General features: G+C 71.2%; 12 protein-coding genes. 1 reads left to right on the top strand and 11 read right to left on the bottom strand.

Annotation, left to right across the window (positions count from 1 at the left end):
- Positions 1-31 precede the first annotated feature (31 nt).
- From RB150_05845 to RB150_05810, 8 genes are read right to left on the bottom strand one after another with little or no spacing between them, the layout of a single operon-like run.
- Positions 32-841: a spermine/spermidine synthase gene (locus tag RB150_05845; protein MDQ7820054.1), complete on the bottom strand. Its 810-nt coding sequence runs from the start codon at positions 839-841 to the stop codon at positions 32-34.
- Entirely contained in the window at positions 834-974 is a 141-nt protein-coding gene (locus RB150_05840; GenBank protein MDQ7820053.1) for a hypothetical protein, read from the bottom strand. The genes RB150_05845 and RB150_05840 overlap by 8 nt, the downstream gene beginning before the upstream one ends.
- A gap of 30 nt (positions 975-1,004) precedes the next feature.
- The gene (gene sigH, locus RB150_05835) at positions 1,005-1,643 is read right to left on the bottom strand and encodes an RNA polymerase sporulation sigma factor SigH (GenBank protein ID MDQ7820052.1); all 639 of its coding nucleotides are present in this window, start codon (positions 1,641-1,643) and stop codon (positions 1,005-1,007) included.
- A gap of 58 nt (positions 1,644-1,701) precedes the next feature.
- Complete coding sequence (gene rlmB, locus RB150_05830) at positions 1,702-2,523, bottom strand: 23S rRNA (guanosine(2251)-2'-O)-methyltransferase RlmB (protein MDQ7820051.1); 822 nt, start codon at positions 2,521-2,523, stop codon at positions 1,702-1,704.
- On the bottom strand, positions 2,504-4,045 hold the full coding sequence (gene cysS, locus RB150_05825) for a cysteine--tRNA ligase (protein ID MDQ7820050.1): 1,542 nt from the start codon (positions 4,043-4,045) through the stop codon (positions 2,504-2,506). Before cysS ends, rlmB begins: the two co-directional genes overlap by 20 nt.
- Positions 4,046-4,097: 52 nt before the next feature.
- Entirely contained in the window at positions 4,098-4,400 is a 303-nt protein-coding gene (locus tag RB150_05820; GenBank protein ID MDQ7820049.1) for a hypothetical protein, read from the bottom strand.
- A gap of 23 nt (positions 4,401-4,423) precedes the next feature.
- Positions 4,424-5,617, bottom strand: coding sequence for a 2-C-methyl-D-erythritol 4-phosphate cytidylyltransferase (gene ispD, locus RB150_05815; protein MDQ7820048.1), 1,194 nt, complete (start codon positions 5,615-5,617; stop codon positions 4,424-4,426).
- Positions 5,614-6,690: a TRAM domain-containing protein gene (locus RB150_05810; protein ID MDQ7820047.1), complete on the bottom strand. Its 1,077-nt coding sequence runs from the start codon at positions 6,688-6,690 to the stop codon at positions 5,614-5,616. Before RB150_05810 ends, ispD begins: the two co-directional genes overlap by 4 nt.
- Positions 6,691-6,948: 258 nt before the next feature.
- Between RB150_05810 and RB150_05805 the strand changes: the two genes are divergently transcribed.
- Complete coding sequence (locus RB150_05805; GenBank protein ID MDQ7820046.1) at positions 6,949-7,344, top strand: DUF1573 domain-containing protein; 396 nt, start codon at positions 6,949-6,951, stop codon at positions 7,342-7,344.
- A gap of 99 nt (positions 7,345-7,443) precedes the next feature.
- Here the strand turns inward: RB150_05805 and radA are convergent, their stop codons facing one another.
- From radA to greA, 3 genes are all read right to left on the bottom strand, one after another.
- A complete protein-coding gene (radA, locus tag RB150_05800; protein ID MDQ7820045.1) occupies positions 7,444-8,787 on the bottom strand; it encodes a DNA repair protein RadA in 1,344 nt (447 codons plus the stop codon).
- A 76-nt stretch (positions 8,788-8,863) separates the two neighbouring features.
- Complete coding sequence (locus tag RB150_05795) at positions 8,864-11,323, bottom strand: ATP-dependent Clp protease ATP-binding subunit (GenBank protein ID MDQ7820044.1); 2,460 nt, start codon at positions 11,321-11,323, stop codon at positions 8,864-8,866.
- Between the two features lie 283 nt (positions 11,324-11,606).
- Positions 11,607-12,089 carry a transcription elongation factor GreA gene (gene greA, locus RB150_05790; protein ID MDQ7820043.1) on the bottom strand — a complete coding sequence of 161 codons (483 nt, stop codon included), beginning with the start codon at positions 12,087-12,089 and terminating at the stop codon, positions 11,607-11,609.
- Positions 12,090-12,121: the final 32 nt, after the last annotated feature.

The raw sequence follows: 12,121 nt of genomic DNA, 5'->3' as shown, positions 1-12,121 counted from the left end.
GATCTGCGCGACCTACGCAATCCACACCATTTCACCCGGGCACTCCGGGGCGCCAGGACGATTGCTCGGGTGGCGCAGATCGCGTCGATGGCGCGGATCTCCGCCGGGGGTGGACCAGGTAGATCCACGCGGAGGTGGGGCGGCCGGGGGCCACCTCGTCGGCCACCTCCACCTCCTCCACCCTGCCCCGGGCGGCCAGCACGTCCCGCAGCCGCGGCGCAGGGGCCGCCGACCAGTAGGCCAGGACGCCCCGGGGACTGAGGGCCCGGAGAAAGCGGTTCACGCCCTCCCGGCCGTACAGGCGGGCGTTGGCCTCCCGGATCAGCCAGCCGGGACCGTTGTCGGTATCCAGCAGCACGGCGTCGTAGCCCCCCGGCGGCAGGGCGAGGTCTGCCAGGTCTGCCTGCACCAGGACCGTCCGGGGGTCGTCCAGGGGACGGCCGCACAGATCGGCAAAGTACGCCCGGTGCCAGGCCACCACCGCCGGCTCCACCTCCACCACCTCCACCCGCCGGACCCGTGGATCCTCCAGGGCAGCCTGGACCGTGTAGCCGATCCCCAGCCCGCCCACCAGCACCCGCAGACCGACGCCCGGGACCCGCGCCAGGGCCAGAGCCGCCAGGGCGCGGTCGGAGGCCCGGTTGTAGGACGCCATCAGGAAGACGCCGTTGCAGATGATTTCGTAGTGGACCGCGCCGCCGGGTGTCCGCCGGCGCTGCAGCTGCCATTCGCCGGTGGCCGTGATCGTCCGCTCCAGGACCTCGCGCCCGGAGGGCACGGGATCGCCGGGGTTGCCATCGCCCCGCGCCCGGCGGTCAGAGTGGGCGGCGGACTCAGTCATCCTCGGGGTCGACCAGTTCCTCTTCGCGGGGGGTAAAAAGGGTCCCGCAGCGGGGACAGACCACGCCGCCCTCGCCGACGGGGGTCAGCTGCAGGAAGATGAACCGGCAGGACGGACACAGGATGCGCAGCATGGCGCGCCCGCCCGGCGGGTCCGTGAGGGGTCAGTCCGCCTCGCCTTCCAGGTTGCGTTCCAGCTTGCGCTTGACCCGCTGCAGCGCGTTGTCGATGGACTTGACGTGGCGGTTCAGCTCGTTGGCCATCTCCTGGTAGGACTTGCCCTCCAGGTAGGCCGTGAGCACCTTGTGCTCCAGCTCGCTGAGATTCTTGCGGATACGCTCCCGCATGTGGGCCGAGGTTTCCTGGTTGATCACCAGTTCCTCGGGGTCGCTGACCTTGATGCTGCTGATGACGTCCAGCAGGGTGCGATCCGAGTCCTCGTCGTAGATGGGCTTGTTGAGCGAGATGTAGGAGTTCAGCGGGATGTGTTTCTGCCGGGTCGCCGTCTTGATGGCGGTGATGATCTGCCGGGTGATGCACAGTTCGGCGAATGCCCGAAACGAGGAGAGCTTATCGGCCCGGAAGTCCCGGATGGCCTTGTACAGACCGATCATGCCCTCCTGGATGATGTCTTCGCGATCCGCCCCGATGAGGAAGTAGGCCTTGGCCTTGACCCGGACGAAGTTGCGGTACTTATTGATGAGGTATTCGCTCGCGTGATCGTCGCCAGCTTTTGCGGCGGCGACGAGTTCTTCATCGGCCATTTCCGCGTAGGAGGGTGCATCGCGTCGCGTCAGGGCCACTCTTCGCCTCCGCAGGTATGAGATTCGGTGATCATTATACGAACGAGGCTAAACGTCGTCAAGGAAAAGGTGCGCGCGCCTGACGTCCGCTGGCCGCCGCACGCCCCTCTCGCGCTGGCCGGGTGAGGCTGGCCTGGCGCACCACCTCGTAGAGGAGAACCGCCGCGGCGGCGGAGACGTTGAGAGACTGCACCCGCCCCCGCATGGGCAGCCGCACCAGCTGGTCGCAGTGCTCGCGGACCAGCCGGCTGATCCCGCGCTCCTCTCCGCCCAGGACCAGGGCAAGGGGAGGGACCAGGCGGGCCTGGTGATACAGATCCGAAGCCTGCGGGTCTGCGCCCACCACCCAGAGGCCGGCGGCCTTCAGGTCGGACAGGCAGCGGACCAGGTTTGTCACCTGCGCCACCGGGAGGTACTCCAGGGCGCCGGCCGACGCCCGGGCCACGGCGGGCGTGAGACCGGCCGCGCGCCGGCGGGGGATGATCACCCCGTGGGCGCCCGCACCCTCCGCCGTGCGGATGATGGCCCCCAGGTTCAACGGGTCCTGAACGCCATCCAGGACCACCACCAGCGGCGGCTCGTTCCGCTCGCGGGCGCGGGCGAGGATCTGGTCCACCGTTGCCGGGGGCCGGGCCGCCACCAGGGCGACCACCCCCTGATGGGGGAGAGCCCCGGCCAGCTGCCGCAGGCGGCGCTCGTCCACCGTCTGCACCACCACGCCCCGGCTCCGCGCTTGGTGCACGATATCGCGGACCACGGGCCCGTGGGCGGAGAGGCTCAGCAGGATCCGGTGCAGCGGCCGGCCGCTGCGCAAAGCCTCCAGGACCGGCCGGCGGCCGACCACAGTCTCTGGCCGCACGTCAGGGCCGGGATGGTCCATCGGGGGCAGGCCGCCGTCCGTCGGAGGCCACCCGCCACCGGGGGCCAGCCGGCAGGTCTTCCACCACGACACCCAGCTCGCCCAGCCGCGCCCGAATCCGGTCCGCCAGCGCGTAGGCCCGCTGCTGACGCGCACGCTCGCGGCCAGCCAGCAGCGCGTGGATGATCTGGACGGGATCGACCGGCTCCACCGGAGGCACCAGGTCGGCGGCGGCGGCGCGGACCTCCTCCAGCAGGGCCCGCAGACCGGGCAGCATCTCCGGGCCCGGACGCGGGCCGCGCAGGGAAAGCCCGAGCACGCCGGCCAGGTCGCGCAGCGTCGAGGCCGCCTCCCGCAACCCCCCTCCCCCCGCCCCCGCCCCCTTGAGGACGGCGTCGGCGACCCGGTTCACCTCGGCCGCCAGGGTGAACAGGGCCGCCAGGGCCTGGGGGGTGTTGAGGTCGTCATCCAGGGCGGCATCGAAGGCCTCCCGGGCTCTCCGGCAGGCCTCGTCCAGCCCGGCCGTCCCGGCGTCGGTGGCGCGGGCCGCCGCCAGGTCGGCGTTGGCCAGGGCCGTGCGCAGCCGGTCGGCACCCCGGCCTGCCGCCTCCACCGCCTCCGCGGTCCAGCGCAGCGGCGTGCGGTAGTGGGCGCCGAGGTAGAAGAGGCGGATGGCGTCCGGCTCGTAGGAGGCCAGGGCCTCCTCCAGCGACACGAAGTTGCCCAGGTGCCGGTGCATCTCCTCGCCCTCGGGAGGCTTGAGCAGGGCGTTATGGATCCAGTAGCGGGCGAACGGGCTCTTGCCCGTGTAGGCCTCAGACTGGGCGATCTCGTTCTCGTGGTGGGGGAAGATCAGGTCCGCGCCGCCGCCGTGGATGTCGATCTGCTCGCCCAGGTACTGGAGGTTCATGGCCGAGCACTCGATGTGCCACCCGGGCCGCCCGGGCCCCCACGGGCTGGGCCAGCTGGGCTCCCCCGGGCGGGCCGCCTTCCAGAGCGCGAAATCCATGGGGTGCTCCTTGCGGGGGTCGGGCTCGATGCGCGCCCCCGCCTGCATCTCCTCCAGGGAGCGCCCCGACAGCCGCAGATACCGGGGGAAGGACGTCACCCGGAAGTACACGTCGCCGTTCACCCGGTAGGCGTGCCCCCGGGTCAGCAGGCCCTGCACCATCTCCACGATGGTCGGAATCACCTCCGACGCCCGGGGGTAGTGGTGGGCGCGCAGCACGCCCAGGGCGTCCATCTCCCGCAGGAAGCGGTCGGCGTACTCCCGGGCGATCTCCGCCACGGGGCGCCTTTCGCGGGCGGCGCGCTCGATGATCCGGTCTTCGATGTCGGTGAAGTTCTGGACGTGGATCACCCGGTAGCCGCGGCGTTCCAGCACCCGCCGCAGGACGTCGAACACGGTGTAGCTGAAGCCGTGGCCCACGTGGGCCGGCCCGTACAGGTTGGGACCACACACATACATGCGGACGGCCCCGGGCTCCCGGGGGGCGAACTCCTCGATGGTGCGGGTGAGCGTGTTGTGCAGGCGCAGTGCCATCGCGACACCGACCTCGTTTTTCAGTCTACCAGACGCCCGGCCGCGGGGCGCGTCAGCGCAGCCGGGGGATGGGGACCGCGTCCAGGTCTGCGCACAGTTCCCAGGCCGCCGCCGCCCGCAGGGTGCGCGGATCCACCCGCCGGTAGCGGCGCAGCTCCGCCGCGCCCCGGTCGGTGAGGACGCGGTAGTAGGTTTCCCCCACCTCGGGGCGGATCTCCAGGACCTTGCGGACCGCGCAGAACTCCCCCCGCCGCCAGTATCCCGTCAGGCGCGGGCGCGCGGGGGAAGAAGAGGGGTCCACCTCCACCGTGATGGGCTCGCAGACCACAGCCCGCTCCACCAGCAGCAGGTCCACGGGCTCTCTCCGGCGGCGGGATCTCATCCGGCGCCCCCGGGGGCCTGACGGTCCCGCACGCCGGCCCGGCGCAGGGTGGCGACGGCCTGGGCGGCGATGCCTTCCCCGCGGCCCACGGCTCCCAGGCCCTCGGCGGTCGTCGCCTTGACGTTGACCTGATCGGGCTCCACCCCCAGGGCCGCAGCCAGCCGCGCCCGCATGGCCTCCACGTACGGCCCCAGGCGCGGCCACTCGGCCACCACGACACCGTCCACGTGGACCACCTGCCACCCCGCCTCGCCAGCCATGCGGACCACCCGGGACAGCAGCTGGAGGCTGTCGGCGCCGCGGTAGGCGGGGTCGTGGGGAGGAAAGTGATGGCCGATGTCGGCCAGGCCTGCGGCTCCCAGGATCGCGTCCATGATGGCGTGGGCCAGGACATCGGCGTCCGAATGCCCGTCCAGCCCCCGGGGGCCGGGGATCTCCACCCCGCCCAGGACCAGGCGCCGACCCGGTGCCAGCCGGTGGATGTCGTAGCCCAGCCCCGTGCGGACCTCCCCCGCGCCCAGCAGCGCCTCGGCCAGCGTCAGGTCGGCGGGGACGGTGATCTTGATGTTCCAGGGGACGTCCTCCACCATCCGCACCGGATGTCCCAACCGCTCCACCAGCACGGCGTCATCGGTGCCCACGAACCCGTCGGCCGCCGCCCGGCGGTGGGCGTCCCGCAGCAGCGCGGTACGGAAGGCCTGGGGGGTGCGAGCCGCCCACAGGCGGTCCCGGTCGGCGGTGCGGGATGCGACGCCGTCGACGACCTCCTTGACGGTCTCGCGCAGGGGGATGCCGGCCGACGCGGCTCCCCACGCCGCCGCCTCCCGCAGGACGGCGGAGATCACGGCCGGGGAGACCAGGGGCCGCGCGCCGTCGTGGACGACGGTGAGGTCCGCCGCCACCTGCTCCAGGCCCGCCGCCACCGACGCCTGCCGGTGCGGGCCGCCGGGGACCACCGCCGCCACCTTCTGGACCCCGGCCGAGGACAGCAGGTCTCGGGCGCGGGCCACGTCGGCGGCGCCGACCACCACCACCACATCGGAGACGTCGGGGCACGCCGCCACCGCCCGCACCGCCCGGACCACCAGGGGCGCGCCGGCCACCGGCACGAACGCCTTGGGCGTGACGCCGCCCAGGCGCTCACCCCGCCCGGCGGCCACCACCACCGCCGCGGCGCCGGCGGGCGTCATCGCCTCTGGCCCGACGTCCCGCCCGTGCCCTGAGCGTCCTTGGGGCGCCCGAAGATCATGCGGCCGGCCACCGTCTGCAGGACGCTGGTGACCACCACCTCGGAGGTCTCCCCGATGTACTTCTTGCCGCCCTCCACCACCACCATGGTCCCGTCCTCCAGGTAGCCCACCCCCTGGCCGGCCTCCTTGCCGTCGCGGATCACCTGCACGGTCAGCTCCTCCCCGGGCAGGACGACCGGCCGCAGGGCCTGGGAGAGCTCGTTGATGTTCAACACCCGGATGCCCTGCAGGGCTGCCACCTTGTTGAGGTTGTAGTCGTTGGTGACAATCCACCCGCGGACGGCCCGGGCCAGGGCCACCAGGGCGGCGTCCGCGTCGCCGGCGTCCTTGGGGTCGTCCACAATCTGGACGGCCTGCAGCTCCTCCTGCAGCCGGTGGAGGATGTCCAGCCCCCGCCGGCCCCGGTTGCGCCGCAGGGTGTCCGAGGAGTCGGCGATCCGCTGCAGCTCGTGGAGGACCGAGCGGGGGACCAGCAGGGGGCCTTCCAGGAACCCGGCTCTGACCACATCGGCCACGCGGCCGTCAATGATGACGCTGGTGTCCAGGACCTTGGGCACCCCGCGTCCGCGGACGCCCGGCCGGCCACCCCGCTCCAGCCGCAGAAATCCGGCCACCTCGTCCCGGCGCTGCATCACCAGGTGATAGCCCAGGTAGCCCAGAACCAGGGCTGCGGTCAGGGCCAGGTAGTTGCCCACCCCGGGAATCCGGGAGAGGGGGAACCCCACCAGGGCGGCCAGCAACAGGCCCGAGCCCAGGCCCAGCACCCCCAGGCCGACATCCCGCAGGGAGACGTGGGCCAGGCGCCCCAGGACCCACCCCATGGCGCTTTCAAACCGGCGCCACACCCACACGGCCAGCAGCGACCCCAGGGCCGCGCCGGAGGCCAGGCCCCCGCCCAGCAGGACCAGCCGCAGGCCCGCCAGGCGCGGCACCAGGACCACCACCCCGTCGCCCAGCTGGTAGCCCAGGGCCCCTCCGAGGATGAGCCCGCCGAGCCGGATGACCCACCTCATCGGCCTCACACCTTCACGCAGGTCCTCTGCCCATCACTATACTCCATCCACGGAGCGCGGGAACGGCATTCGCCCGGGCGATGCGTGCGGTCGGTGGCCGCTCCGCTCTACGGCCCCGCGCGGTATCTTGCGCCCTTTCCTTGACACGCCGACGCGGCGATCCCTATAATCGCATCGCGGTGCGTCGGGTCCGCACACCGCAGGACGACATCTCGCCGGCCGGCGACCGAGCCCGCGTCAGCGGTCAGGGGGGGCGTGATGAAGGACACCGACGAATCCCGCTTCCAGGCCACCGTCAGCGAATATCTCCTGCGCCACCGCAGCATCCTGGACGTCCAGACCAAACTCGCCGAGGCCACGGCCCGCATCAACCGCGCCCTGGCCAAATCCGTCACCCAATGCGGGTGCATCTCGATTCATGCCACCCGCCAGCGGTTCCCCGCGGATGTCAGCCTGCGGGAGCTGAAGCAGTACATGGCCACGCACCTGGACGGCCAGGTCTGCGACCGGTGCCGGGAAGTCCTGGAGACCGAGATCGGCACCGCCCTGTTCTACCTGGCGGCCCTGTGCAGCCTGCTGAACCTGGACCTGCGCGCCATCCTGCAGAAAGAACACGCCCGCGTCAGCGCCCTGGGAGTGTTCAACCTGACCTGAACTGAATCTGCGCGATCTGCTCGATCTACCCGATCTTCTCAATCGGCTCGATTGGAGATCGAGAAGATCGGGCAGATTGGGTAGATTGGGCAGATTGAGTTACATCATCTCCTCCAGCGCCTCGGGGAGGGTGCCCACTTCCACCACCTCGATGTCGCGCCCGGCGATCCCCGAGCCGCGGGGCACCAGGCACCGGCGGAATCCCAGCCGGGCCGCTTCCTGCACCCGCATCTCCAGCTGGGGCACCGCCCGCACCTCGCCCGCCAGCCCCACCTCCCCGATGGCCACGGCGGCGGGGTCCGCCGGCCGGTTGCGGAGGCTGCTGGCCACCGCTCCGGCGATCCCCAGGTCGGCGGCGGGGTCGTCCACCGTCATGCCGCCGGCGGCGCTGGCGTACACATCGTGGCCGGACAGGTGCAACCCGGCCCGCTTTTCCAGGACGGCCAGCAGGACGACCAGGCGGTTGTAGTCGACCCCCGAGGCGGTCCGCCGGGGGGTGCCGAAGACCGTGGGCGTCACCAGGGCCTGCACCTCGACCAGCACCGGGCGGGTCCCTTCCAGGGCGGCCACCACCGCCGACCCCGGCGCGTCCGACGCGCGCCCGGACAGGAAGGCGGCCGACGGATTGGTCACCTCCCGAAGGCCGCCGGCGGTCATCTCGAACACCCCGATCTCGTTGGTGGAGCCGAAGCGGTTCTTGGTGGCCCGCAGGATGCGGTAGGCGTGGTGGCGGTCGCCCTCAAAGTACAGCACGGTGTCCACCATGTGCTCCAGCATCCGCGGCCCCGCCAGCTGCCCTTCCTTGGTCACGTGGCCGACGATCAGCACGGCGACGGCCCGCTCCTTGGCCAGGCGGACCAGCGCGGCGGTGCAGTCCCGGACCTGGCCGACGCTGCCCGGCAGCGAGGGCAGGTCCGGGCGCCCCACGGTCTGGATGGAATCCACCACCACCACCTCCGGCCGCACCCTCTCACACGCGGCCAGGACGGCGTCCAGGTCGGTCTCGGACAGGAGCAGCAGCCGGGGCTCGGCGACTCCCAGCCGGTCGGCCCGCAGCTTGACCTGGGCGAGGGACTCCTCGGCGCTGACGTACAGCACCGTGAGCCCGCCCGCGGCCAGGCGCTGGCAGGCGCGCAGCAGCAGGGTGGACTTTCCGATGCCCGGGTCTCCCCCGATGAGGACCACCGAGCCCGGCACGAGTCCCCCGCCCAGGACGCGGTCCAGCTCGCCGACCCCGGTGGAGACCCGGGAGGGACCGGCGGACGAGACGTCGGTGACGGGCACGGGAATGGCAGCCGGGACCTCCCGCCGCGCCGGCGGTCCGTCGCCGACCGCCTCCTCCACGAGGGAGTTCCAGGCCTCGCAGGACGGGCAGCGACCCAACCACTTGGGGGAGGTATAGCCGCAGGCCTGGCAGACGTACTGCCAGCGGACTTTGCTCATCTCCGACACGGCGAGGGCCCGGCGCGCCGCCGGGCCCCCCATCCTGCGGTATCCTCCGGCCGGGCGCCCGTGGGAGTCAGTCCCCCTTCAGCGCCGGCTCGGGCTGGCGCTTGCGCTCGAAGATGATGCGGTCGTCCCGGGCGTCCACCACCACGGTGTCGCCGGGGCTGAAGTTCCCCCGCAACAGCTCGTCGGACAGCTGGTCTTCGATCAGCCTCTGGATGGTGCGCCGCAGGGGCCGGGCGCCGAAGGTGGGATCGAATCCCTCCCGGGCCAGCAGCTCCTTGGCGGCCTCGGTGAGTTCCAGGTCCATGTTCTGTCCCCGCAGCTCCCGGCGGACCCGGGCGATGAGGATGTCCACGATGGCCTTGATCTGCTGGCTGGTCAGGGGCCGGAAGATGATGATCTCGTCGATCCGGTTGAGGAACTCGGGGCGGAAGGTCCGCCGCAACTCCTCGGTGATGCGCTCCTTCATCCGGGCGTAGGCGGTCTCCATGGCCTCCTGCTCGTCCCGGATGGGCCGGAAGCCGATGGCCACCTCCTTCTCCAGAAGCGGCGCGCCCACGTTGCTGGTCATGATGATGACCGTGTTCTTGAAGTCCACCGTCCGACCCTGGGCGTCGGTCAGCCGGCCGTCGTCCAGGATCTGCAGCAGCACGTTGAAGATCTCCGGGTGAGCCTTTTCGATCTCGTCAAAGAGGACCACCGAGTAGGGCCGCCGCCGCACCGCCTCGGTGAGCTGCCCGCCCTCCTCGTAGCCCACGTAGCCGGGCGGCGAGCCCACCAGCCGGCTGATGGTGTGCCGCTCGCTGTACTCGGACATGTCGATGCGGATCAGGGCGTTCTCGTCGCCGAACAGGAACTCGGCCAGCGCCCGGGCCAGCTCGGTCTTGCCGACCCCGGTGGGGCCCAGGAAGATGAACGAGCCCACCGGACGCCGCGGATCCTTCAACCCCGTCCGGGCGCGGCGGACCGCCTTGGCCACGGCGCTGACGGCCTCCTCCTGCCCCACGATCCGCTCGTGGAGGGACTCCTCCATGCGCAGCAGCCGCTGGGTCTCCTCCTCCACCAGGCGGGTGACCGGGATGCCGGTCCAGGAGGACACCACGTCGGCGATATCTTCGGCGGTGACGGTACTGACGTCGCGGCCCTTCTCCCGCTTCCAGGAGGACTCCAGCTCCTCCAGCTTCTGGCGCAGGACCTTCTCCTTGTCCCGCAGCAGGGCCGCTTTCTCGAAGTCCTGGTTCTTGATGGCCTCCTCTTTCTCGCGCCGGACCCGCTCCACCCGCTCCATCGCCTGCCGGACCTCCTGGGGCAGGAAGGACGCCTGCAGGCGGATCTTGCTGGCCGCCTCGTCCATCAGGTCGATGGCTTTGTCGGGCAGGAAGCGGTCGGCGATGTACTTCTCGGCCAGGGTGGCGGCGGCCACCAGAGCCTCGTCGCTGATGGTCACCCCGTGGTGGGCCTCGTAGCGTTCCCGCAGGCCCTTGAGGATCTCGATGGTCTGCTCCACGGTGGGCTCGCTGACCAGGATGGGCTGGAACCGCCGCTCCAGGGCCGCATCCCGCTCGACGTACTTCCGGTACTCGTCCAGGGTGGTGGCCCCGATGCACTGGAGCTCGCCCCGGGCCAGGGCAGGCTTGAGGATGTTGCTGGCATCGATGGCGCCCTCGGCCGCCCCGGCGCCCACCAGGGTGTGCAGCTCGTCGACGAACAGGATCACCTCGTTCTGGGCCTTGCGGATCTCGTCCATCACCTTCTTCATGCGCTCTTCGAACTCGCCGCGGTATTTGGTGCCCGCCACCAGCGCCGCCAGGTCCAGCTGCACGACCCGCTTGTTGCGCAGCACGTCGGGCACGTCTCCGCGGACGATGCGCTGGGCCAGTCCCTCGGTGATGGCCGTCTTGCCCACCCCGGGCTCCCCGATGAGGGCCGGGTTGTTCTTGGTCCGGCGGGAGAGGACCTGGATGACCCGCTCGATCTCCCGCTCGCGGCCGATGACCGGGTCCAGCTTGCCCTCCCGGGCCAGCTTGGTGAGGTCGCGGCCGAACTCGTCCAGGGTCGGGGTCTTGCTGGCCTGCTTGGTGTAGGTGGTGGTGCCCTCCTCGCCCAGCAGGTACACCACCTGGGCCCGCACCCGCTCCAGGTCGGCGCCCATGGCCTCCAGGACCCGGGCGGCCACCCCCTCCCCTTCCCGGATCAGGCCCAGGAGAAGGTGCTCGGTGCCGATGTAGTTGTGGCCCAGCCGCCGGGCCTCGTCCAGGGCCAGCTCCAGGACCTTCTTGGCCCGGGGGGTGAAGGCCACCTCTTCGTAGGGGGCGCGCTCGCCCCGGCCGATGGCGCTCTCAATCTCGGCCCGCACCCGCTCCGGCGAGATGTTGAGGCTCTCCAGGACCTTGCTGGCGACCCCCTCGCCCTCGCGGATGATCCCGAGCAGGATGTGCTCGGTGCCCACCGCGCTGTGATTGAGGCGCTTGGCCTCCTCCTGGGCAAGGATGATCACCCGGCGGGCGCGTTCGGTGAACCGCTCAAACATGCCGACAGCGTCCTCCTCTCCGCCACATCCACGGGGGCTGCGGAGTCGCTGTCCCGACCTCTTCGCGGGGCGAAGCAGTCAGGTGACCCGGACCCGGCTTTAGCCCTTCCTGTTCTGCCCTGGCGGAGATCCCTCCTGCTGGACTCCCTCGTTTCCCACCCATCTTATCCTACGCCCGAAAACCGGGTCAAATTCCCCTCCCCTGGACGGTGTGCCCGGCCGCAGAAAAATAAGACCGGGCAGGGCGTCCCCCTGCCCGGGGCGGCCGTCGCCGACCGCCCGGTCAATGGGTCACCTTCAGGATCCGATACCGGATCCGCCCCGCCGGTACCGTCACCTCCACCGTCTCCCCGGCGCGCCGGCCGAGGAGCGCCCGCCCCACGGGCGACTCATTGCTGATCCGGGCCCGGGCCGGGTCGGCCTCGGCGGTGCCGACGATCATGTACGTGATTTCCTCTCCGCTGCCGAGATCCTTTACCTGGACCGTGGACCCGACGGTGACCTGGTCGGGCGGCACCCCGTGGTTATCCACCACCCGCGCGTTGCGCAGCAGCTGCTCCAGCTGCAGGATCCGCCCCTCCACGAACGCCTGCTCGTTTTTGGCGTCCTCGTATTCGGAGTTTTCCATCAGGTCGCCGAACGCCTTGGACTGCTTGATGCGCTCGGCCACCTCCTTCCGGCGGACGGTCTTGAGGTGCTCCAGCTCCTCCTCAAGCCGCCGGAGGCCTTCGGGCGTCAGAATGGTCTCCTTTTCCGCCTCTGCCATCGCCCACACTCCTGGGACGGGATGAAGAGAAA

This window comes from Armatimonadota bacterium (assembly GCA_031081675.1).
Lineage (GTDB): Bacteria > Sysuimicrobiota > Sysuimicrobiia > Sysuimicrobiales > Kaftiobacteriaceae > Calidihabitans > Calidihabitans tengchongensis.
This window is presented reverse-complemented; position numbering and strand designations above follow the sequence as displayed.

Coding starts and splice junctions, on each gene's coding strand:
- RB150_05845 (MDQ7820054.1), bottom strand. CDS start 841: ATGACTGAGTCCGCCGCCCACTCTGACCGCCGGGCGCGGGGCGATGGC.
- RB150_05840 (MDQ7820053.1), bottom strand. CDS start 974: ATGCTGCGCATCCTGTGTCCGTCCTGCCGGTTCATCTTCCTGCAGCTG.
- rlmB (MDQ7820051.1), bottom strand. CDS start 2,523: ATGGACCATCCCGGCCCTGACGTGCGGCCAGAGACTGTGGTCGGCCGC.
- cysS (MDQ7820050.1), bottom strand. CDS start 4,045: ATGGCACTGCGCCTGCACAACACGCTCACCCGCACCATCGAGGAGTTC.
- ispD (MDQ7820048.1), bottom strand. CDS start 5,617: ATGACGCCCGCCGGCGCCGCGGCGGTGGTGGTGGCCGCCGGGCGGGGT.
- RB150_05810 (MDQ7820047.1), bottom strand. CDS start 6,690: ATGAGGTGGGTCATCCGGCTCGGCGGGCTCATCCTCGGAGGGGCCCTG.
- RB150_05805 (MDQ7820046.1), top strand. CDS start 6,949: ATGAAGGACACCGACGAATCCCGCTTCCAGGCCACCGTCAGCGAATAT.
- radA (MDQ7820045.1), bottom strand. CDS start 8,787: ATGAGCAAAGTCCGCTGGCAGTACGTCTGCCAGGCCTGCGGCTATACC.
- RB150_05795 (MDQ7820044.1), bottom strand. CDS start 11,323: ATGTTTGAGCGGTTCACCGAACGCGCCCGCCGGGTGATCATCCTTGCC.
- greA (MDQ7820043.1), bottom strand. CDS start 12,089: ATGGCAGAGGCGGAAAAGGAGACCATTCTGACGCCCGAAGGCCTCCGG.